Raw genomic sequence first — 21,729 nt, forward strand, 5'->3', positions numbered from 1 at the left:
TCGGAAAACCCGCATCAAAGTAAGAAAAAAATAAAACTGTATGATATTTAACTAAGCCATTGACTTACACCCTCAGTTTGATAACCTGACCTGGCCATACGCCAATGGCGGATAATATGCTCTTTATAGAAAACCCCATCTTTACCCATGATGTCGCGACTTTACTCACGGACCAGGAGTTTGCCCAGTTTCAGGCGTACCTGGCCTTCAACCCTAACAGCGGAGACGTAATCCCTGATAGCGGTGGGTTGCGTAAAATTCGCTGGCCCTCCAAAGGCAAAGGAAAACGCGGCGGTGTGCGGGTTATCTATTTTCATAAGTCAGCCTTTTATGTCATCAGATTGCTGCTGATTTATCAAAAAGGGATAAAAACCGACCTGAGCGAGGCCGAGAAGCAGCTGTTGCGCAAACTTAATGAGAGGTGGTAAATGGATAAGCAGCTTTTTGAACGTCTGACCGCCAGCATGGCGGAAATGAACGAAATAATAGAGGGGACGCGTGAAGCAGGCCGCACCACGCTGGTCACCGCCATACAGGTGAAGACTATTCGCCAGGCAACCGGGCTTTCACAGGCAAAATTTGCCGCGCTTATCGCCGTTAGTGTCGATACGTTAAAAAACTGGGAGCAGGGCCGCCGTGAACCTACCGGCCCTGCCCGCGCGCTGCTGCGGGCAATTCAGAACGATCCGCTTCATGTCATCCCGGCACTTGCCCCACCGGACGCCGGGGCCTGAATACCCCGGCAGTCTCTATTTTTCAAACTGCCAGCAGGCAACACGATGCCCGGGGGCTATCTCTTTCATCTGCGGTGCCTGCTCACGGCATTGCTCCATAGCCCGTGGGCAGCGGCCCGCAAATTTACATCCTGATTGCGAAGCAAACTCCCCGGTATTTTCGCCTTTTAAGCTCCCCTGCTCCAGCATCTGAACATGAGGGTCGGCAACCGGAATAGAGGCCAGCAGCGCCCGGGTATAAGGGTGGGCAGGCTGATGATAAAGCCGCTCCGCCGGCGCCTCTTCCACCAGCGAACCGAGATACATTACGCCGATGCGGTCAGAGATATGGCGCACCATCGACAAATCATGGGCAATAAAGAGATAAGTCAGCCCGAATGCCTGCTGCAAATCCTGAAGCAAATTGACCACCTGAGCCTGCACCGAGACATCCAGCGCCGACAGCGGCTCGTCACACAGCACAAACTCGGGGTTAACCGACAGCGCCCTGGCAATGCTTATCCGCTGGCGCTGGCCGCCGCTGAACTCGTGAGGAAAGCGGTCAAGATGTTCCTCGTTCAGCCCAACTTGTTTTAGTAATTCAAGCGTGCGCGATGCTCGCAGCTGCGCGTCATAACCGTGGATCCGCATCGGCTCGGCAATCAGCTGCGCGACCGTCATGCCCGGGTTCAGCGACGACCACGGATCCTGGAAAATTGACTGCATGCGGCGACGCAGCGGCTTAAGCTGCCGCTCACTTAGCTCCGCGATATTTTGCCCCGCGAACTCGATTTCGCCTGAAGTGACGTCGAACAGCCGTAATATGCTGCGCCCGAGCGTGGACTTACCGCAGCCGGACTCGCCCACCAGGCCGTATGTTTCTCCCGGAAGAATATCAAGACTGACATTATCCACCGCTTTTAAGGCTGTGTTTTTGCCGAACCATCCCCGGCTGGAAGTAAAATGTTTACTCAATCCGCGAACGCGGATCAGCGGTTTAGTTTCAGACATGGGCGGCCTCCTGCTCCCACAGCCAGCAGCTGGCTTCGTGCCCCGGAGCCACGGCGTATTTATCTACAGGCTCAGTACACTTTGCCATACGCTGCGGGCAGCGCGCGGCAAACGGACAACCGGCCGGCGGATTAAGCAGCCCCGGCGGGCTGCCCTCGATCGGCGAAAGGCGCTCCCCTTCTCCGTCAGGGCGCGGGAGCGATGCCAGAAGCCCACGGGTATAAGGATGCGCCGGGCGATAAAAGATATCTTCAACGCTGCCCTGCTCCATCACCAGCCCGCCATACATCACCACCACGCGCGAACAAACCTGCGCTACTACGCCCAAATCGTGAGTAATCAGCAAAATGGCGGTATCGGTCTGCTGCTGGAGCTGCTTGAGCAGCCGCAGAATTTGCGCCTGGATGGTAACGTCCAGAGCCGTTGTTGGCTCATCGGCAATTAGCAACGACGGATGGCAGGAGAGCGCGATAGCTATCATCACCCTCTGGCGCATGCCGCCGCTAAACTCGTGCGGGTACTGCTCATAGCGTTTTTCCGGCTGGGCAATCCCGACCTGCCCGAGCATGGCGATGGCTTTTTCTTTAGCCGCTTTTCTGCTTAGCCGCTGGTGGCGAATCAGGATCTCGCTCATCTGTTTGCCGATGGTCAACACCGGATTCAGGGCGGTCATCGGATCCTGAAAAATCATGGCTATTTCATTTCCGCGCAGCTGCCGCATTTGCCCGACGGTTTTGCGGGCCAGGTCCTCTCCCTGAAAGCGAATATGCCCGCCAACTATCTTGCCGTTTGCTCCCAGCAAGTTGATGACCGATTTACAGGTCACGCTTTTACCGCAGCCGGACTCGCCGACAATCCCGACGACTTCCCCGCGCCGCAGATTAAAACTGACGCCGCGCACCGCGTGAACTTCGCCTTCTCGGGTGAAGAATGAGGTTTTGAGGTTGTCTATTTCCAGCAGGTTACTCATTTCGGTTCGCCCCCGGTTCAAAAGCGGTACGGAACACATCCCCGAGGACATTAAAACTAAGCACCGTCAGCAGGATCAAAACGCCGGGGAACATCGCCAGCCAGGATGCTTCCCCGATATAAGATTGGGCGTTATTCAGCATACTGCCCCAGGAAGCATGCGGCTGCTGAACGCCAAGGCCAAGAAAGCTCAACGTTGACTCCATCAAAATGGCCGAAGCGATATTCAGCGTCGCCGCCACGATAATCGTCGGTAAAATATTCGGAATAATATGGCGCGCAATAATCAGCAAAGGATGCTCTCCCGAAGCCCGGGCATAGATGACGTATTCACGCTCTTTAACCGACAGCGTTTCGGCCCGGATCATGCGCGACATGTTCATCCACGTTAGCGCGCTGATAATCAAAATAATATTGGCAATACCGGGCTTCAGGTAGGCGTTAAGCACCAGCAGCAGGAAAAACGCCGGAATCGACATCAGAATATCCACCAGCCTCATCAGCAGGTTATCAATTCTGCCGCCAAAATAGCCGCTCACCGTCCCCACCAGCGTGCCGATAAGCGTTGAGAACACCATCGCCAGAAAACCCACCATCAGCGATATCTGCCCGCCGTACAGCGCTCGGGTAAAATAGTCACGCCCGTACTCGTCGGTGCCAAACCAGTGGCTGGCCTGGGGCGGAAGCATACGGGCCTGGAGCGACATCTGATTTGGGTCCCAGGGGCTGAAAAATGCGGATAACGCGGCTAGCGTAAAAATAACCAATACCGCCAGAGAAAACTGTGCCGGACGGTTTCGCTTCATCCCATGTTTAAACTGTTGCCATCTTCTGCTCATTAGCTACCTCAGCGCCTTAATGCGCGGGTCAGCCACGCGGTACAAAAGGTCCGCCAGCAGATTACCGGTGACCAGCATAATGGAGGAAAGCAGGATAATCGCCATGATCAGCGGGTAGTCCAGCGAAGTGATGGACTGAATGCCAAGCAGCCCCATGCCGGGCCACGAAAAGACGCTTTCGGTCACGTAAGCGCCGACCACCAGTTCACCGAAGGAAAGCCCAAACAGCGTAATCACCGGCAGCAAAACGTTTTTCAGCACATGGCGGAAGAGAATCGAGCGACGGGTTGCCCCGTAGGCCAGCTGAGTTTGCACGTAATCCGCCGACAGCTGGCTAATGGTGTTGGAGCGGATGTAGCGCACATAGCTGGAGAGGTTGTAAAAGGTCAGCGCGATGCAGGGCAAAATACCGTGGCGCACAACGTCAAGCCAGGAGTCCTCCATGCCGATGGTGCGCATTCCCATGCTCGGCAGCCAGTTCAGCTGCACCGAAAATACCGTAATCAGCAAAATGCCAAACCAGAAAATCGGCACAGAAATGCCAACATAGGCAAAAAGATTCAGCACGTTATCCAGCCAGCGATGCTTATACGCCCCGGCCAGCAGACCAAGCGGTATGGCAAGTACGATAGCCAGCAGCAGCGAAGCCCCCATCAGCCCAAGCGTAGCGGGAATGCGTTCGGCAATCATCGTGAGCACCGGGCGATGGTAAATCAGCGAGTAGCCAAGGTCACCGTGCAGCAGGTTTTTCAGCCAGAGTAAATACTGCACCGGCAAGGGCTTATCCAGCCCCATGCTTTGGCGAATACGCTCAATGTCTTCCGGGCTCATGCGCGGCGTAATATACGCCTGTAAGGGATCGCCCGGCGCGAGCTTCACCAGCAGGAAAGAGACCAGCGAGATAAATAGCAACATTGGCAGCAGTTGCAGCAGCCGCCGGAGGAACAGGTTATTCATATTTTCTACTCCCCTCACCCCGCCCTCTCCCAAAGAGAAGACCGGATGAGGGTCAATGCTGGTTATTGTTGATAAATCTTCGACAGATCCTGGAACATATAGACCGGCTTAGGTTCGGCTTCTTTGGTGCCGCCAAAACGTTTATCCACCGCGACAACCGCATTGGTATACGCTATGGGATACCATGCCATATCGTTCGCTACCGTTTGCTGAATTTGCTTATAGATAGCGCCGCGTTTGGCTCCGTCCGTTTCAGTTGCGCCTTGCTCCCACAATGCGTCAAATGCCGGATTTTTGTAGTGCGCGTAGTTATAGGCTTCGTTGCTCATATATAAAGACTTATAGCCGTCCGGCTCCGCGCCCATAATGTAGCCTCCCAGGCTCAGCTCATAGGCGGTATTGTTCATATCCTGGCTGCGCTGGGACATGGCGTTAGCGTCCAGCGGCAACAACTCCACGTTAATACCAATAGCCTTCAGCTGCTGCTGGATATACAGCCCCATGCTTTCCTGAGTCTTGTTGCTATTGATATACGCCAGGCGCAGCTTCAACCCTTCCTGCTGCCCGGACGCTTTAAACAGCGCTTTGGCTTTTTCGAGGTCAAACTTATACGGCTCGACGTCGTTGGTCTGGTAGAGCGTGTCCGGCGTTAAAATCGAGGCGGCTGGGGTGGCATAATCCAGCGAGGTGAACGCCGTCTGCACAAGATCGTCCTTGTTCAGCGCGTAGGCAATGGCCTGGCGTAACGCTTTGCTCTTCATACTTTCGACGTTCTGGTTAAACGTCATATAAGCCAGACGACCTTCCGGATAAATCACAAAGTCGAATTTGCCGGTCGACTTCAGCCGGGAAACGTCCTGCGGATCCACCATCTTGAGGTTGATCTCGCCGTTTTGCAGCGCAAGGTTCGCCGAGTTTGAGTCTTTGGCGAAGCGATAAGTCACCGACTCCAGCTTCGGTTTCCCGTTCCAGTAATCGTCAAAACGCGTCAGAGCATAGAATTGACCGGCACGATATTCTTTAAATTTGAACGGCCCGGATCCGACGGGCGCATCGTTTTTGCTGCTCTTTTCCAGGTCGCCGTTCTCGGAGGCAAAAATATGCTGCGGGATAGGGAATACCTGCACCAGCGTACCGGCAAAGGCGGCGCTCACCTGCGGCAGGGTAAATTTAACCGTCAGGTCATCTATCTTGCTCACGCCCAGCGGCTTATTGCCGTAAACAAACATGCTGCGGAAGAAGCTGTGCTGCTTCTCATCAAGCAGTTTATTGAAGGTAAAGACGACGTCGTCAGCGGTAATCGACTGGCCGTCCTGCCATTTCAGGCCTGGTTTTAGCTTCAGCGTCCAGGAGAGGTTGTCTGCGGCGGGCGTCAGGCTTTCGGCCAGCCCCCATTCGATTTTGTCGCCGTTGTAGCTATAAAGAGGCGAATAAAGCGCCTGCATAATAGTCAACGTCGTGCGGTCGCTGGCGTACAGCGGGTTCAGCACCAGCGGGTCGCCCGAGGTGATGCCGATAATCAGGCTACCGCCCTGTTTGGCTTCTTTCGCCGGGGCAGGGGCTGCCGCTGTGTCATTCTTAGGGTTATCGCAGCCGCTTAACGCCAGGGCGGCTATCAGCGCCGACAAAATCAAAGGTTTACGCATTGCTTCAGGAACTCCTTATTAAGTTGCAGCCCGCATAGTGAGGTACAGGTAACTACTTGTAAATGCACCTAAAAAGCATAACCTTAGTCGAATTTTGACTAACCGCACGCCGCCTGTGCTGCCCGCAAGCAGAGAATATGATTTAACCAACCTGCGTCACAAAATAGTTGCTACACAGTCACCCTTTAGGTATTCAGCCCTGGCTAAAAGACGTAAAAAAGGCAGCCATATGGCTGCCTTAGTAGAGTCAAAAGAGCGGGTTATTTCTGCGTGGCGCTTTCCCCCGAACGGAACATCGCAACTACGTCGTGAAGATGATGTGCCTGCTTCTCAAGTTCGCCCGATGAGAGTACGGATTTCTGCACCAGATTGACGTTTTGCTGGGTCACGCTGTCCATTTCCCTTACCGCCACGCCGACCTGCCCAATCCCCTGGCTTTGCTCAAGCGAAGCGCTGGCTATCTCGCCCATAATATCGTTAACCTGCTTAACGGCTTTCAGGATCTCATCCATAGCTTCACCGGCCTTTTTAACCTGCTGCGAGCCGGTATGAATGTTGCTGACGGATTCGTTAAGCAGGGTTTCAATCTCTTTCGCCGCCCCGGCACTGCGGCTTGCCAGATTGCGGACTTCGCTGGCGACCACGGCGAAGCCTTTGCCCTGCTCGCCTGCTCTTGCGGCCTCAACTGCCGCATTCAGCGCCAGAATATTGGTCTGGAAAGCGATGCTGTTGATCACGGTAGTAATATCGACAATTTTGTTGGCGCTGCTGGCGATAACATCCATGGTCTTCACCACCTGTTTTACCGAAGCGCCGCCGTTCACCGCCGTGTTAGTGGCATTCTGAGCCAGGTGGCTGGCGTGGTTGGCGTTATCGGCATTGAGCTTTACCGTGCTGTTAAGCTGCTCCATGCTGGCGCTGGTCTGCTCCAGCGCGGCTGCCTGCTGCTCCGAACGGGAAGAGAGATCGGTATTGACTCCTGAGACTTCCGTGGCGTTGGCGCGTATTGCGTCCGCGCTATCCCGAATGCTGTTGACGGCTTTTTCCCAGTTGGCCTGCATTTTCTGAATCGGCGGAACCATCAGGCCAATGCAGTTGCGGCCAAGATCGGGCAAAGCAACGGTAAGCTCGCCGCGCGCCAGGACGTGCATATGGTTACGAATGGTATTTACCGGCTTCACCAGGCAAAACCACAGATAGCGTTCGGTGAAAATAGTAATAGCAATGCTTACCACCACCGAAAGCATCAGCATAAACTGCGCGTCGGTAATCCAGCTTTTTTGCTCCGCAGTCAGCGCCGCAGTCTGCTCAAGACTGTACAGCAGCCATAGCGTTATACCGGCCACGCTAATCCATGCGACGGTCGAGAGGATTTGTATCAATACCACCATAGCGCGGATCTTGATATTGCGAATAACATTCATCTGTGTGTTTCCCCGGTCAAAAATTAAAAGGCATATCCTGTGCTGTTTTAAACGCCGCCCGTCCTGATTTATCCGCTTGTATAGCTTCATAAGTGAAATTAAATCGCGCCGTAGCGCTATTGTCGGCACGTTTCAGCAAAACTTGACGTCTATTTGATCAAAAAATAACCGAGTGTTTTGTGGGGAATTTCCGTTATGTAAAACGCATTTACATTGCAATTTGAATTAGGGATTATTTAAAGCTCGAATTTTGCCAAATTCAGCTCCCGCCTGCCGGAATGGGCTTTTCCTTTCTCACCGCGTGCTACCATGACGAGGGTTAAGCATGAGGAATAAATAAAGATGAAGCTCATTTATCTGGCCGCGGCCGCCCTGTTACTCGGCGGTTGCACCGTGAATAAAACGCCCGTTCCGCTCAATGCCAACGAGCCTTCCGGCGTGGTTCGCCTGGCCTACAATCTGCCACCGTTACAAAATGCGAAAGTAGACAAATTCCTCGCGCAATCTACCGCATCCCGCCAGTGCCAGCAGTGGGGCTATGCCAGCGCCTTGCCTTACGGCAGCGATATTAAAACCTGCACCACGTTTAGCGGCAGCTTGTGTCTGAATACCCAGGTTGTGCTGGAGTACCAGTGTCGGGGAGTTAGCGGGCCGCAATTTGCAGGCGTCACCAGCAACTGGTAAATACCGGCAAATTCATCTACTTTTGACACATTCTCAGCAAACGAGTCATCTCGCCAATGTAACCCACGCCTGACGATAAATATCTCACGCTGCCGCTCCCGGAACGGCAGCCTGTACCTATTTGTTTATCAGGAATTGATGATGACTCTTTTACTGCTACGCGCCCTGCGCCAGCACCGCTGGTTTGCGCTGCTCGGGCTTGCCCTGCTGTTCTCTTCCGTTGGCAACGGACTGACCTATGTGCTGGTCTTTAGCCAGCTGCTCCAAAGCCAGGCAACGCCCGCCTGGCTCTCCCTCGCTTACGTTCTCGCGCTTGCTCCTGGCCTGCCGGCCAGCTTTATCGGCGTCCGGCTACTGCGCCGATGGCCGCCGTTTAAGATATTGATCGTTGCGGAAATGGCGGGGCTTTGCGGCCTTGCGCTGCCACTTTGGGCGCTAGCCGACCATCACCCGGTGTGGCTGCTGTTAAGCCAGGCAGCAGCGGCTTTCAGCACCGGGCTTACGGTGCCGGTGCTCAGCCAGCTATTCAAAAAGGGATTACCGGAAAAGCTGATGCCTGCCGCCGCGGGTGTTGAAACCCTGGTGTTCGCCGCAAATGTCATTTTCGGCGTGGGTATAGGTACTTTGCTCTACGGGAAAGTGAGCCTCTGGCTACTGCTGATGCTGGATGCGCTAAGCTTCTTGCTTGCGGTGATGCTGCTTTGCCGGGCCGCAACCCGATTTATGCCCAACGCGGACGACCCACACGCATCTTCATTAGCACGCTTCCGCTGGCGCACGCTTAAGCCGCAGCAAAGACGCAGCCTGCTTCTGCTGCCGTGTCTGGCGATGATTGGCGCCCCTGCAATGGCGCTGCTGCCCGCTTTAGCTCCCTCTTTACCCGGGGATAACACCGACAACGGGCTGATTTTACTCTTTGCCCGCAGCACGGGTCAGCTGCTGGCGCCGCTGGTGCTGAGCGAAAAACAGGTTCGTCATCGTGCCGGTAAAACCTCCCCACTGCTGCTGGCCCTGCTCTTTTTCACTCTTTGCTATTTCGGCGTTGCGCAGTCCGGCAGCCTGTGGATTGCCGTGCCGCTTATCATCATCGCCCACCTGTTCAGCAACTGGTTTTATCTGGTGGCAACGCTCAACGTTATGGACAGCTTTGCTCCGGCCCATGTTGGCGCGGCGATGGCCTCAAGCTGGCGGCTTCAGCTTGGCATCACTCTACTACTACCGACGCTTACCGGCGCGCTGGCTAACCACTTCCCGCCGCAGTGGGTACTGCTGGGAAGCGGCATCTTCGGGATTATTATTGCCCTGTTTATGCTCGGTAGCTTGCCAAAGTTACGGAATTGTAATTTGATAACGCGGCGGAATATTTCCGCACTTAATTTTAATAATGATGATGACAGTAAGACAGGTGGATAATGGCATTTTATAAAGCAACACTGGCAGCAGCGCTGGCTCTGACACTGGCTGGCTGCGTAGCACCGGCTAAAACAACCGCACCGGTAGCACCAGCACCTGCCGCCGCCCCGGCTAAACAGTGCCAGGTCGGTGACGCAATGACGCAAACCACGCTCTACTTCGGTATTAGCCGCCCTTCAGGTGCAATCATCACCGCCAAAGAATGGCGCAGCTTTGTTGATAAGGACGTAACCCCACGCTTCCGCGACGGGCTGACAGAGTATGATGCGAAGGGCCAGTGGCTTAATGCGAAAGGCGAAGTGACCCACGAGCCAAGTAAAGCGCTGATGTTAATTCGCGGTAGCGATGTGGAAAGCAGCAAGAAAGTAGACGAACTGCGTAATATCTATAAAACCCGCTTTGCGCAGGAATCCGTAATGCGCGTTGACCAGCCGGTCTGCGCCGCATTCTGATAACGAGATAACGTTAAACAAACGGCGGGTTTCCCCGCCGTTTTTTATTTACAGCACCAGCCCGGCAAATGCCGCAGACAGCAGGCTGACAAGCGTCGCGCCATAAACAAGGCGCAGGCCAAAGCGAGAAACAACATTGCCCTGTTTTTCATTCAGGCCTTTAATTGCCCCGGCTACGATGCCGATTGACGCAAAGTTGGCAAACGACACCAGGAATACAGATAAGATCCCCAGACCGCGCGGCGTCAGCGTCGCCATGATTTTTTGCAGCTCAATCATCGCCACAAATTCATTCGCCACCAGCTTGGTTGCCATAATACCGGCGGCTTTCAAAGCATCCGGCGCTGGAATGCCTACCAGCCAGGCAAACGGGTAAAACACGTAGCCGAGGATCTGCTGGAAGCTCAGGCCGAACACCGTCGCGAACAGCGCGTTGATGGCGCTAATCAGGGCAATAAAACCAATCAGCATCGCCAGAATTATCATCGCTACTTTGAAACCGGCGAGGATGTACTCCCCCAGCATCTCAAAGAAACTCTGCGATTCGTGCAGTTTCTCAAGCTTGATTTCGGGTTCATCGCCCGGGCTTGTCGGGTTAATTATCGACACAATAATGAAGGTGCTGAACATATTGAGGATCAGCGCCGCCACAACATACTTCGGCTCCAGCATCGTCATGTACGCGCCGACAATAGACAGCGAAACGGTGGACATCGCCGTAGCCGCCATGGTGAACAGACGGCGGGAGCTGAGATCCCCAAGAACGCCTTTATACGCAATGAAGTTTTCCGACTGGCCCAGGATAAGCGAGCTGACGGCGTTAAACGACTCCAGCTTGCCGAGACCGTTAACTTTAGAAAGCAGCGTGCCCACAATGCGGATAATAATCGGCAGAATGCGGAAGTGCTGCAAAATCCCGATAAGGGCGGAGATGAAGATAATCGGGCACAGCACGCCAAGGAAGATAAACGCCAGCCCGGCCTTGCTCATACCGCCGAACACAAAGTCACTTCCCTGCCCGGCAAAGGTCAGAAGGTGCCCAAAGAAGCCGGATACGCCGTTAATCACCCACAGGCCGCTGTCGGAGTGCAGGAAGAAGAAAGCCAGCAGGCCTTCAATAACGACAAGTTGTAACAAATAGCGGATGCGAATGGTCTTACGATCGAAGCTCACCAGCCACGCCAGTCCCATAATGACAAAAAGTGCGAGTAGAAAATGAAGGATATTCATGTGCAGTCTAATTTTGAAAGAAAGGTATTTAGCCACAGCCTCCGCGCGAGGTAAATGGTGGCCATAAGAATATTTAACCATAAGTTTTTCCAATGACAGCATAGACTTACACTTAGCGTGGTTACTTTTTTTAACGTTAAATATTGCAGAGAAAATAAAATTTCAGAGCAAATAAACAGTAAAAACGAAACACGATTAATTCTCATTATTAATTCATTTCTTCACAAATAAAATAATAGTAACAACCATTCTCATTACACTAATATAATTAACAATTCCTTTGCATTCGTAAAAATAAATAATTAAAGTAGCGCCATTAACGCCCCCCACAATTTATGGAGCCTGTGATGCTGAAGACGGAAATGATCGAAAAACTGAACGAGCAGATGAACCTCGAACTCTACTCCTCGCTGCTCTACCAGCAGATGAGCGCCTGGTGCAGTTATCACAGCTTTGAGGGAGCGGCCGCGTTCCTGCGTCGCCATGCACAGGAAGAGATGGAACATATGCAGCGCCTGTTCGCATATTTAAGCGACACCGGAAATATGCCGCGCATTAACGCCATTGCGTCTCCATATTTAGAGTACGCCTCTCTTGATGAGTTATTTAAAGCGACTTACGAACACGAGCAGTTAATTACTCGTCAGATTAATGAGCTGACCCACTCAGCGATGATCTCCCAGGATTACCCAACCTTTAATTTCCTGCAGTGGTATGTTGCCGAGCAGCATGAAGAAGAGAAGCTGTTTAAATCCGTACTGGATAAACTCAGCCTGGTGGGCAAAAGCGGTGAAGGCCTGTACTTCATCGACAAAGAGCTGGCAACCCTGGACACCCAGGCTTAATTGTCGCTGTTACTCAGCAGGCCACTGCGGCCTGCTGATGTTTTATCTTAGTGTAACGCCCCGCCGTCGCGCTGGCTGTGCCAGTAGCCGTACAGTTCCAATGCAGCCGGTTTAATCGCTTCGATACTCGCCCAGAATGCCTCCGGCGACAGCGTGTCAAACTTCTCCAGATTCTCTTCAAGACCATGTAAAGCAATGGCTTCAAGCGCAGGTTGCAGCGCTGCCGGGAGCGCAGGCCACTGTTCCAGAGCAACGCCGCGCATATAGCCGTAGCACCACTCCTCAACGATGGTAATTTCACGCCCATCCACTTCGTCGGTGCCAAACAGCGGCTCAAACTGCTCGGGATACCCGGCAAGACGCTCGGCAATATCGTTCATATGCTGGAATACCAGCACGTTAAAACGGGTTAACTCGTCGGCATTTTCCCACTCTGGCTCGGCATCGCCTCCCCATACTGCTCTCAGCACGGTTGCTGGCTCGGTCACTTTCGGGCCGGACAGGATGGCCGTCAGCAGCCCGTCCAGCTCGGCCACATCGATGACGGAATGGGTGGTCCCGTACTTCATCAGCACATCGTCAAGCCATACAATTTCGTCTTCGTTTAACGGTCCCTGGGTCATATGCTGGCTCCTCTGCGTAGCTCTTTTTAATAAAATGAGATGTATTCTACCCGCTCCGGGGCCTAAATGATTGCCGTGCTTTCACTCCGGCGATAAACAGTCCATCAGCATGGCTTTATTTATCTGCTCCGGGGTCGCAGCATACAGCTTTTACGAGATTCCGGCAGGAATAACCTGGTCATCGCCCGCAGCAATCACCAAAAGCTTACCCCCGTAGCCAGAATGAAGTTTAGTGTTAATTGTAGAATGACATTTATTCCTGTAAGCAGAAACACTTGCAATTAGAGAATAAAAAACAGGCAGTAGGCACAAAAATATAATGGGAAAGGCGCGCCTGGGGAATTTGCTTTTGCCACAGCATAATTGCGGTGAGATAATGCCAACCTTAAGTACAAAGTCACTCCATAAAAACCTTGCGCTATCTGGTAATTAATAACGTTACTGTCACGTAATGTTAGTAATTTATTGATTCATCTCTGGGAGTTTTAAAACGTGAATACATTACTTGCCGGCGTCACGTTGCTTATTTTGGGCGACAGTCATGTCGCCTTTAAGGATTCTCTGCTTTCTGTTTTACCCGAAGCCTATGAAAGCATGGGGGCAAAAGTTGTTACCTATGGCGTTTGTTCTTCAAGCCCGGCGGGTTGGGTAAAAGGCCCGAAAGACACCGGCTGCGGCGGCGTAGTCAGAAACGGCACCGGCCCGATAGCCGACCCTTCTGCCGCCACATTTCCCTTCCCGGACGTCGCCAGCCTGATTGATAAATGGCAGCCGACGGCGGTGATGTTTATCTACGGCGACACCATTGGCAGCTACACCGCAGACCCTTTCCCTGCCGAGTGGATTGAAAACCAGGTGAAACCCGTAGCCGCGCTGGCCGGAGCCAAAACAAAATGCCTGTGGGTGGGGCCGACATGGGGCACGTTTAACCCACGCTACGGTAAAACCGAAGAAACCACCAAACGCATCACCGGTTTCCTGTCATCCCACGTTCAGCCCTGCACCTACATCGACAGCACGTCGTTTATGCAAAATAAAGCGGTTGAAACCGTAGATGGCCTTCACCTGACGCCTAAAAGCTACAAAGCCTGGGGCGCTGGGATTGTGGACGCGACTTTGCCGCTACTAAGCGGGAACGGGAGTAAGAGCTGATTACTCAACGTCGACACGATATTGACGGGCTGCGCGGGCTGGCCGTGCTGCTGGTGATGTTTTTCCATGCCGGATGGATTTCAGGCGGTTTTGTTGGGGTAGATGTTTTTTGCGTCATCTCGGGCTATTACATGAGCAAGATGGCGCTTATGCAGCAGCCTTTCGCCCCGATTAAATTCATGATCAGGCGTATACAACGCCTATTACCAGCACTGTTATGCATGGTGATAACGGTCTCAGCCCTGATGCTGTGGTGGCTATTGCCGCGGGACAGAACTGATATTGCCTCAAACGGCATGTCCGCCCTCTTTTATTTATCTAATTTTTGGGCTCATCAGAACGTCGGCTATTTTGCCGGACAGTCGCTCGCCTATCCGTTCCTGCACACCTGGTCTCTGTCGCTGGAAATGCAGTTCTACCTGCTTATCCTGCTGCTGGGTATGGCCGGAAGGCGCTGGGGCACGCTAATCGCTATCGCGGTCATCTCTTTTGCCGTCTCGCAGTCCAGCTGGAGCATGGGATATTACGGTCTGGTAGACCGACTCTGGCAGTTTGCCCTCGGCGGCATTGTTGCCTGGCTACCGCTCTCTCGCTTGTCTTCGAAGCTAAACTCGCTGTTTTACTGTATAGCGACCGCGGCTATCGTCGCCTGCGCCCTGCTGTATAACAACGCCTTTGCCAGCCCTTCGGCCTGGTCTTTACTGCCCTGCCTGGCCGCGGCCCTGATTCTGGCGCTGCCGAACGCTTCGGCAAACAGGTTGCTGGCCACGCTCTCCCCGCTGGGGCTTATCTCTTATTCACTCTATTTGTGGCACTGGCCGGTCATTGTCGGCGCTACCTATTTCTTTGAAAAGCAGATAACCGGCATCTTGATGGCCGCCGCACTCGTCACCTCTGTCGTGCTGGGTACCCTTAGCTACCTGCTGGTTGAGCGCAGAGCGCCGGTCAAGCTGCTGCTATCCATTAACGTGCTGGCCGCTGCCGGGCTGTTTATCGTCAGCAGTTATTGAGAGATCCAACTAATAAAGGGGGAGCGTGATTTTCGGCGCTCCCTTTTTTATTTGCGGGAGGCCAGCGGCGGAATAGATCGAGGAAAAGCGTTAGCTAAATCGCAGGCAATAAAAAACCACCCGAAGGTGGTTTACACGACACTGCTTATCATTGATTTTATTCTTTATATTCCCATGGTACCCGGAGCGGGACTTGAACCCGCACAGCCATAAGCCGAGGGATTTTAAATCCCTTGTGTCTACCGATTTCACCATCCGGGCTCGGGGAAAATTGGAGGCGCGTTCCGGAGTCGAACCGGACTAGACGGATTTGCAATCCGCTACATAACCGCTTTGCTAACGCGCCAAAATCTCTTGCCTTTGCAGGCTGTAACAGACAAATATCTATTACTTAAATCTGGAGCGGGAAACGAGACTCGAACTCGCGACCCCGACCTTGGCAAGGTCGTGCTCTACCAACTGAGCTATTCCCGCAATTTGTACAAGTGACTGTTGGTGGCCGTTAAGCTAATCACTTGATTTTGTTATCATCCGGCAAGCCGTGCTGCCGTTCGATGCGATGCATTCTACTTACCTGACGCAATGAGTCAATGAAATTTTCTAACACCGCGAATCGTTTGCTGAATTTTGCGCCGGATAGATCACGGTTCGAGCAAATCGCCGCGTGCGGCAGCAAGATATTGGAACATTGACCAGAAAGTTAGCACAGCCGCGATGAAGAAAAGCGCGATCCCGATGTACTCGATCCACATGTTCGGATGCCACAGCATACCGATCAGCGCCAGCATCTGCGCCATGGTTTTCGTTTTACCTATCCATGAGACGGCAACCCGGCTACGTTTGCCGATTTCAGCCATCCATTCACGCAGCGCGGAGATAATAATCTCGCGGGCGATCATCGTTGCCGCAGGCAGGGTCACCCACCAGGCATGATAGTGCTCAGCCACCAGCACCAGGGCCACCACAACCATGACTTTATCCGCCACCGGGTCGAGGAACGCGCCGAAGCGGGTGCTCTGGTTCCAGCGCCGCGCCAGGAAACCGTCAAACCAGTCGGTAATCGCCGCCAGCCAGAAGATAAAGGCGCATAGGAAAGGGGCCCAAGTGAACGGCAGATAAAATGCCAGCACAAAGAATGGGATAAGGATGACACGAAACAGCGTGAGCAGTGTTGGGATATTGAATCGCATAGTGCCGGTTAACTATCTGTCATAAGTGGAAATTGTCTCTATGTTGCTACAGAGGCCCTAATGTTTCAACGAGTAGTAGATCTTTTCTGCCAATGCCTGCGAGATCCCCGGCACTTTTGCTATTTCCTCTATCGATGCATTGATTAACGGTTGCAATCCGCCCATATACTTTAGCAGGGTCTGGCGGCGCTTAGGCCCAATGCCCTCGATAGTCTCCAGCGAACTGGTACTTTTCACTTTGGCGCGTTTTTTACGGTGCCCGGAGATAGCATGGTCGTGTGAGTCATCGCGGATATGTTGAATAACGTGCAGCGCCGGTGAATCCGGCGGCAGAGCGAAGCCCTCACCTTCCGGCTCAAGGAACAGCGTCTCCAGCCCTGCCTTGCGGTCGCTGCCTTTTGCCACACCGAGCAATAAAGGATGATGCTTGTCCCATGGCACGTCCAGCTCGGCAAATACCGCCTTCGCCTGCCCCAGCTGCCCTTTCCCGCCGTCGATCAAAATCACATCCGGGATTTTACTTTCCTCGATGGCTTTACCGTAGCGACGGCGCAGTACCTGATTCATCGCCGCATAGTCATCCCCCGGCGTAATGCCGGTGATATTGTAGCGACGGTATTCCGAACGCAGCGGTCCGTTGGTATCGAACACCACGCAGGAGGCAACGGTTTGCTCGCCCATCGTATGGCTGATGTCAAAACACTCCATCCGCTTCACTTCCGGCAGCTTCAGCACTTCCGCCAGCGCTTTCAGGCGCTGATGAATGGTGGACTGCTGGGACAGTTTCGTCACCAGCGCCGTTGCTGCGTTGGTACGAGCCAGCTTCAGGTAACGGGCGCGGTCGCCGCGCGGTTTCGTCTGCACGTTAACTTTGCGCCCGGCTAATTCACTCAGAGAATCCGCCAGCAGCGATTTATCCGCCAGGGCAAAATCGAGCAGGATCTCGCCCGGCAAGGTTCGCATCTGGCTGCCCTGCAAATAAAACTGCCCGACAAAGGTTTCCACCACTTCGTTGAGTTCGGTTCCGGCCGGAACCTTCGGGAAGTAGCTGCGGCTCCCCAGCACTTTCCCCTGGCGGATAAACAGGACATGAACACAGGCCATCCCCGCATCGAACGATACGCCGATAACATCGAGATCGTCACCGGTATTCGAAACAAACTGTTTCTCGGTAATGCGCCGCACGGCCTGGATCTGATCGCGGATCCTTGCGGCCTCTTCGAAAGCCAGGTTCTGGCTTGCCTGCTCCATTCGGCCTATCAGCTGCGTCAACACCTGGTCGTCTTTACCGGCCAGGAACAGGCGCACGTAATCAACCTGCTGGGCGTACTCTTCTTCGCTGACCAGGCCCGCCACACAAGGGCCGAGGCAGCGGCCAATTTGGTACTGAAGGCACGGGCGCGAACGGTTGCGGTAAACGCTGTTTTCACACTGACGAATCGGGAAGACTTTTTGCAGCAGCGCAAGCGTCTCGCGCACCGCGTAGCCGTTAGGGAAAGGGCCAAAATACTCACCCTTCGCGTGTTTTGCCCCACGGTGCATAGCAAGCCGCGGGTGGCTATCGCCGCTCAGGAAGATAAAGGGGTAAGACTTATCGTCACGCAGCAGCACGTTATAGCGCGGCTGGTAGAGCTTGATGTAGTTGTGCTCCAGCAGCAGCGCTTCGGTTTCGGTGTGGGTAACGGTCACGTCGATATGCTGGATCAGCGCCACCAGCGCCTCGGTTTTGCGGCTTGCCAGATTAGTGCGGAAGTAGCTCGACAGACGTTTTTTCAGGTCTTTGGCTTTGCCGACGTAGATAACGGTGCCGCCGGCATCGTACATACGGTAGACGCCGGGCTTGCTGGTTACCGTCTTAAGAAAAGCCCGGGAATCAAAGGTTTCACTCACTACTGATTAACGTCTCCGCGTTGAATAGCCCGTGGCGAATCGCAAGGTGAGTCAGTTCCACATCGCCGCTGATATTCAATTTACTAAACATCCTGTAGCGGTAGCTGTTCACCGTTTTCGGGCTGAGATTAAGCTGCTCAGAGATCTCATTGACCTTCTGGCCTTTGGTTATCATCAGCATAATCTGTAATTCACGCTCAGACAAACTGGCAAACGGGGATTCAGCCTCTGGCTCAATCTGGCTCAGGGCCATCTGCTGCGCGATATCGGAGGCGATGTAGCGCTGCCCCGCATTAACCGAGCGAATAGCGTTCACCACATCCTGCGGTGCCGCTCCTTTACTCAAATAACCGGCCGCGCCCGCCTGCATCACTTTGGCAGGTAATGGGTTTTCGGTATGGATAGTCAACATGATAACTTTGATATCTGAAGAGTAACGCGCAATTTTGCGGGTGGCTTCCAGGCCGCCGATGCCCGGCATATTCATATCCATTAAGACAACATCGACCGGATTGCTGCGGCACCATTTGATGGCATCCTCGCCGCAGTTCACTTCACCCGAGACTTTGATGCCCTTAATCTCTTCAAGAATGCGTCGTATCCCTGCGCGCACCAGTTCGTGGTCATCAACAAGAAGAACGTTGATCAAAGGACTATTCTCCAGAAGGGGATAACGCTGCTGATAGCTAATTGAGGCATATATTAGCTTTTTTCAGGCCACATTAAAATCCAAATTGCAGCCAGCAACATTTTGCTAACCACACAGAGAATATATCTTTACTTTCGATGGCACTTCTGTGGCATGCGTCAACTTTCTTCACACCCTGATGACAGCCTATTACCCGACAATAAAACACAGCTTATTATCCCAATTGGGCACGAGGGAGAATAATCCTCTTATTCTCCTGCCTTATTTAACACTGGTTAAACGGCAGCAAAACAATTTGTTTTTTTATATAAAAATGAGCACGACCAATAAGCAACAGCGCTTCATTGTTTATTACCATAAACACCGAACGCTTTCCCCTGCCTTAACATGAATAACTTTGCCAAAGCTTATGCTATACTCCGCCGCCGTATGAATATCACTGTGCATAATGGCAGCGAACTAACTAAGCATTGAGGAAAGTAAATGAGCACTCCTGATTTTTCCACAGCCGAAAACACCAGCGAACTGGCGCAAGAAGTTGCCTGTATGAAAACGCTGTTAACCCTGATGCTTCAGGCTATGGGCCAGGCTGATGCGGGCCGAGTTATCCTGAAAATGGAAAAGCAAATCGCTCAACTGGAAGACCAAACTCAGGCTGAGGTATTCACTAATACCGTTAAGCAAATTAAACAGGCTTACCGTCAATAAGCCGGGGGCGGCTGGCAAGTAGCGTTTCGCCAGCCGTCAGCGCCTGACGCACACTGCTGTATTGTGCTTAGATAATCCCCATCGCCGCCGCATAACACGCAATCTGCGTTTTGTTAGGGGCATTAAATTTCTTCTGCATATTCTTCTGGTGGAAATTCACCGTATTCTCAGAAATAGACAAAATAATAGCGATTTCCGCCGAGGTTTTTCCTTCCCCCGTCCATTGCAAAATCTCACGTTCGCGCTTGCTAAGCTTCATTTCCAGCATTTCCAGCGCCGGATCTTCCAGGCGAGCCATGGTGGATAAACTCAGTTCCGCCAGGTAATTAAGACGCAATCCAAGTTCATCATCCGGCATTAGCTCTGAGCGAATCGACGTCCGTGACACGGAGAAGAAGCCTGCTGCGCGGTTAGGCGCCATCACGCAAAGCGATCGGCCAGAAGCCAGCCCGTGGTCGCGTGCGGCGTCCCAAAGGTCTCTGGCATCGGCAAATAATGTGTCACTCCAGATTATTTCCCCGCGTATAAAGCTAGCCTGTTTAAGCACCGGATCGACGGCGAAATAATTTTCGCTGACATAACAATCCAGCCATTTTTGCGGATAAGAACTTTGCAGCGATAATTTAGGCCGGGTAAAAGGCACCGGGTGCCGGACACACAGTGAAAAATAATCAAACTCAAGCTGCTGAGTTTGTCGTTGAACTAAAGTTTGTAATTCGCTGGCTTGAGTAATTGACAGGAATTGCTCGAGCATATCCCGTCGCCAGCTAAAAAAGTCGCGATCCAGCATTATATCTGGCGTGTCTCCTGGCGCTAAAAATGAATTCATTAATAGAATGTAATACGCTAACACATTTATTAAAGTTATTGATGATATTTATTGTCTGGATCGCACAATTCTTCGGTTATAACGAATGTCAGGAAAAATTTACTGGAGCTGAGTATGGTTACCTCTGCGTTTTCCCCTCTTCTTACCGCAATGATAAACGCCCTCGGGCTGAGGACGCCTGTGCTTCCCGTTATCGTCGGCGGAGAAGGTGAATTACCTTCCTGCTTCCCGGTCACCGGGCTGGCGACGGCAAGCATCGCCGCCGCAGGGATAGCCCTGAGAGATTTGTTATCACGCCCCGATGCCCCGATGTATCTCGACCAGAGGCTAGCCTCATTTTGGTTTTCCTCGAGCCATATGCCGATTAACCGCGCGCCGGCTGCCCTGTGGGACGAATTCGCCGGAGATTACGCAACGCGAGACGGCTGGATCAGGCTGCATACCAATGCGCCCCACCACCGCATGGCGATGGAACAGATCCTCGGCATCAGCGAGAACAAAACCGCGCTCGCCCGGCAGGTAGCTGGCTGGAAAAAAGGCGAGCTTGAACAGGCTGTGGTTAACGCCGGTGGCTGCGCCGCCGCGATGCTCAGCCGCGATGAATGGCTTAGCCACCCACACGGTAAAACCGTGGCCACAGAACCCTTATTCTGGCAGAACCTGCACGACGAAGCGCCACGTATAAAAATGCATCTTCCCGTTGCTCGCCCGCTGGCGGGCATAAAGGTACTCGATCTGACCCGGATTATTGCCGGGCCGGTGGCCACTCGTTTTCTTGCCGGTCTTGGCGCAACAGTTTTACGCCTCGACCCACCGGGCTGGGAAGAGCCCACCCTTGCCGAGGAAGTCACTCTCGGTAAAAAATGCGCCCGCCTTGATCTCAAATCCGCAGCGGGACGCGAACAATTTAAAGCCCTGCTTTGTGAAGCCGACGTGCTGGTGCACGGATACCGCTCGGACGCCCTTGAAGCGCTGGGCTTCGACGAACAAAACCGCCAGGCGATATCTCCGGGCCTGATTGACGTTTCGCTCAATGCCTGGGGCTGGACCGGCCCCTGGCGTAACAGGCGAGGGTTCGACAGCCTGGTGCAAATGGCCTGCGGAATCGCCGAAGCGGGCCAGCGCTGGCAAAATGCCCTCAGGCCTCACCCGCTGCCGGTTCAGGCGCTGGATCACGCCACCGGCTATCTGATGGCCGCCGCCGTACTTCGGGGGCTAAAAATAAGGCAAGAGCAGCACCGGGGCTACAGCGCCCGGCTTTCCCTTGCCCGCACCGCCGCAATGCTGCTCGCCTACGATGTTGGAGAACAGCGGCCGCTTGCCGCAATAAATAAACGGGACCTACAGCCGCTGATGGAATGGTCGGTCTTCGGCTGCGGAAGCCGCCTTAAATTCCCGCTGATGCTGGCCGGTACACCGCTCGCCTGGGCTACTCCGCCGGTGGCTTTGGGATCTGGTTCTCCCGGCTGGTAAAGCAATGGCCCGCGCAGGGCCA

The 21,729-nt window shown here is 53.4% G+C and carries 22 protein-coding genes and 3 tRNA genes; 10 read left to right on the plus strand and 15 right to left on the minus strand.

All coding sequences use genetic code 11. The features are described 5' to 3' along the window. The first annotated feature begins 116 nt into the window (after window positions 1–116). Both HMPREF0201_RS12245 and nadS read left to right on the plus strand, forming a co-directional pair. Window positions 117–428 carry a type II toxin-antitoxin system RelE/ParE family toxin gene (locus HMPREF0201_RS12245; protein WP_039899341.1) on the plus strand — a complete coding sequence of 104 codons (312 nt, stop codon included), beginning with the start codon at window positions 117–119 and terminating at the stop codon, window positions 426–428. Then, window positions 429–734, plus strand: coding sequence for a NadS family protein (nadS, locus tag HMPREF0201_RS12250; RefSeq protein ID WP_016536998.1), 306 nt, complete (start codon window positions 429–431; stop codon window positions 732–734). It begins immediately after the preceding gene. A gap of 15 nt (window positions 735–749) precedes the next feature. On the opposite strand, the gene HMPREF0201_RS12255 is transcribed toward nadS, so the two are convergent. The 6 genes from HMPREF0201_RS12255 to HMPREF0201_RS12280 all read right to left on the minus strand — a co-directional run bounded on the left by HMPREF0201_RS12255 (window position 750) and on the right by HMPREF0201_RS12280 (window position 7,559). Beyond that, on the minus strand, window positions 750–1,724 hold the full coding sequence (locus tag HMPREF0201_RS12255) for an ABC transporter ATP-binding protein (protein ID WP_016536999.1): 975 nt from the start codon (window positions 1,722–1,724) through the stop codon (window positions 750–752). Then, on the minus strand, window positions 1,717–2,694 hold the full coding sequence (locus HMPREF0201_RS12260; protein WP_016537000.1) for an ABC transporter ATP-binding protein: 978 nt from the start codon (window positions 2,692–2,694) through the stop codon (window positions 1,717–1,719). The genes HMPREF0201_RS12255 and HMPREF0201_RS12260 overlap by 8 nt, the downstream gene beginning before the upstream one ends. Beyond that, window positions 2,687–3,532, minus strand: a complete 846-nt coding sequence (locus HMPREF0201_RS12265) for an ABC transporter permease (protein ID WP_016537001.1) — start codon at window positions 3,530–3,532, stop codon at window positions 2,687–2,689. Before HMPREF0201_RS12265 ends, HMPREF0201_RS12260 begins: the two co-directional genes overlap by 8 nt. A 3-nt stretch (window positions 3,533–3,535) precedes the next feature. Next, window positions 3,536–4,489 carry an ABC transporter permease gene (locus HMPREF0201_RS12270; RefSeq protein ID WP_016537002.1) on the minus strand — a complete coding sequence of 318 codons (954 nt, stop codon included), beginning with the start codon at window positions 4,487–4,489 and terminating at the stop codon, window positions 3,536–3,538. Between the two features lie 62 nt (window positions 4,490–4,551). Then, entirely contained in the window at window positions 4,552–6,135 is a 1,584-nt protein-coding gene (locus HMPREF0201_RS12275; RefSeq protein ID WP_016537003.1) for an ABC transporter substrate-binding protein, read from the minus strand. Between the two features lie 260 nt (window positions 6,136–6,395). Further along, entirely contained in the window at window positions 6,396–7,559 is a 1,164-nt protein-coding gene (locus tag HMPREF0201_RS12280) for a methyl-accepting chemotaxis protein (protein WP_039898354.1), read from the minus strand. 342 nt (window positions 7,560–7,901) lie between these two features. Between HMPREF0201_RS12280 and yecR the strand changes: the two genes are divergently transcribed. The 3 genes from yecR (at window position 7,902) to HMPREF0201_RS12295 (ending at window position 10,108) form a co-directional block, all read left to right on the plus strand. Next, window positions 7,902–8,243, plus strand: a complete 342-nt coding sequence (yecR, locus tag HMPREF0201_RS12285; protein WP_016537005.1) for a YecR family lipoprotein — start codon at window positions 7,902–7,904, stop codon at window positions 8,241–8,243. Window positions 8,244–8,381: 138 nt separating this feature from the next. Next, the gene (locus tag HMPREF0201_RS12290) at window positions 8,382–9,656 is read left to right on the plus strand and encodes an MFS transporter (protein ID WP_016537006.1); all 1,275 of its coding nucleotides are present in this window, start codon (window positions 8,382–8,384) and stop codon (window positions 9,654–9,656) included. Continuing rightward, window positions 9,656–10,108 (plus strand): DUF3574 domain-containing protein, encoded by a 453-nt coding sequence (locus HMPREF0201_RS12295; protein WP_016537007.1) that lies wholly within the window; start codon window positions 9,656–9,658, stop codon window positions 10,106–10,108. The genes HMPREF0201_RS12290 and HMPREF0201_RS12295 overlap by 1 nt, the downstream gene beginning before the upstream one ends. Before the next feature lie 48 nt (window positions 10,109–10,156). Here the strand turns inward: HMPREF0201_RS12295 and HMPREF0201_RS12300 are convergent, their stop codons facing one another. Beyond that, window positions 10,157–11,338 carry a NupC/NupG family nucleoside CNT transporter gene (locus HMPREF0201_RS12300; RefSeq protein ID WP_039899342.1) on the minus strand — a complete coding sequence of 394 codons (1,182 nt, stop codon included), beginning with the start codon at window positions 11,336–11,338 and terminating at the stop codon, window positions 10,157–10,159. A gap of 347 nt (window positions 11,339–11,685) precedes the next feature. Here HMPREF0201_RS12300 and ftnA point away from each other — a divergent pair, with 347 nt between their 5' ends. Then, entirely contained in the window at window positions 11,686–12,183 is a 498-nt protein-coding gene (ftnA, locus tag HMPREF0201_RS12305) for a non-heme ferritin (RefSeq protein WP_039898356.1), read from the plus strand. Window positions 12,184–12,230: 47 nt separating this feature from the next. Here the strand turns inward: ftnA and HMPREF0201_RS12310 are convergent, their stop codons facing one another. Next, the gene (locus tag HMPREF0201_RS12310; protein WP_016537010.1) at window positions 12,231–12,806 is read right to left on the minus strand and encodes a YecA/YgfB family protein; all 576 of its coding nucleotides are present in this window, start codon (window positions 12,804–12,806) and stop codon (window positions 12,231–12,233) included. Window positions 12,807–13,298: 492 nt separating this feature from the next. Here HMPREF0201_RS12310 and HMPREF0201_RS12315 point away from each other — a divergent pair, with 492 nt between their 5' ends. Then, window positions 13,299–13,958 carry an SGNH/GDSL hydrolase family protein gene (locus HMPREF0201_RS12315; RefSeq protein ID WP_016537011.1) on the plus strand — a complete coding sequence of 220 codons (660 nt, stop codon included), beginning with the start codon at window positions 13,299–13,301 and terminating at the stop codon, window positions 13,956–13,958. Between the two features lie 20 nt (window positions 13,959–13,978). Next, complete coding sequence (locus tag HMPREF0201_RS12320) at window positions 13,979–14,968, plus strand: acyltransferase family protein (protein ID WP_255315106.1); 990 nt, start codon at window positions 13,979–13,981, stop codon at window positions 14,966–14,968. Between the two features lie 175 nt (window positions 14,969–15,143). On the opposite strand, the gene HMPREF0201_RS12325 is transcribed toward HMPREF0201_RS12320, so the two are convergent. The 6 genes from HMPREF0201_RS12325 to uvrY all read right to left on the minus strand — a co-directional run bounded on the left by HMPREF0201_RS12325 (window position 15,144) and on the right by uvrY (window position 18,697). Next, window positions 15,144–15,229 (minus strand) — tRNA-Leu (locus tag HMPREF0201_RS12325). Between the two features lie 11 nt (window positions 15,230–15,240). After that, window positions 15,241–15,314: transfer RNA gene (locus HMPREF0201_RS12330), tRNA-Cys, on the minus strand. A 52-nt stretch (window positions 15,315–15,366) separates the two neighbouring features. Then, a tRNA-Gly gene (locus HMPREF0201_RS12335) sits at window positions 15,367–15,442 on the minus strand. Between the two features lie 167 nt (window positions 15,443–15,609). Further along, a complete protein-coding gene (gene pgsA, locus HMPREF0201_RS12340; RefSeq protein WP_016537013.1) occupies window positions 15,610–16,158 on the minus strand; it encodes a CDP-diacylglycerol--glycerol-3-phosphate 3-phosphatidyltransferase in 549 nt (182 codons plus the stop codon). Window positions 16,159–16,215: 57 nt separating this feature from the next. Beyond that, on the minus strand, window positions 16,216–18,048 hold the full coding sequence (uvrC, locus tag HMPREF0201_RS12345) for an excinuclease ABC subunit UvrC (RefSeq protein ID WP_016537014.1): 1,833 nt from the start codon (window positions 18,046–18,048) through the stop codon (window positions 16,216–16,218). Continuing rightward, entirely contained in the window at window positions 18,041–18,697 is a 657-nt protein-coding gene (gene uvrY / locus HMPREF0201_RS12350) for a UvrY/SirA/GacA family response regulator transcription factor (RefSeq protein WP_016537015.1), read from the minus strand. Before uvrY ends, uvrC begins: the two co-directional genes overlap by 8 nt. 483 nt (window positions 18,698–19,180) lie before the next feature. Here uvrY and HMPREF0201_RS12355 point away from each other — a divergent pair, with 483 nt between their 5' ends. Further along, a complete protein-coding gene (locus HMPREF0201_RS12355; RefSeq protein ID WP_016537017.1) occupies window positions 19,181–19,405 on the plus strand; it encodes a DUF2594 family protein in 225 nt (74 codons plus the stop codon). A 67-nt stretch (window positions 19,406–19,472) separates the two neighbouring features. On the opposite strand, the gene sdiA is transcribed toward HMPREF0201_RS12355, so the two are convergent. Then, window positions 19,473–20,195 carry a quorum-sensing transcriptional regulator SdiA gene (gene sdiA / locus HMPREF0201_RS12360; RefSeq protein ID WP_016537018.1) on the minus strand — a complete coding sequence of 241 codons (723 nt, stop codon included), beginning with the start codon at window positions 20,193–20,195 and terminating at the stop codon, window positions 19,473–19,475. Window positions 20,196–20,348: 153 nt separating this feature from the next. On the opposite strand from sdiA, the gene HMPREF0201_RS12365 reads away from it, so the two are divergent. Next, entirely contained in the window at window positions 20,349–21,707 is a 1,359-nt protein-coding gene (locus HMPREF0201_RS12365) for a CoA transferase (protein ID WP_016537019.1), read from the plus strand. Window positions 21,708–21,729 lie beyond the last annotated feature (22 nt).

Source organism: Cedecea davisae DSM 4568, assembly GCF_000412335.2.
GTDB classification, from domain to species: Bacteria; Pseudomonadota; Gammaproteobacteria; order Enterobacterales; family Enterobacteriaceae; genus Cedecea; species Cedecea davisae.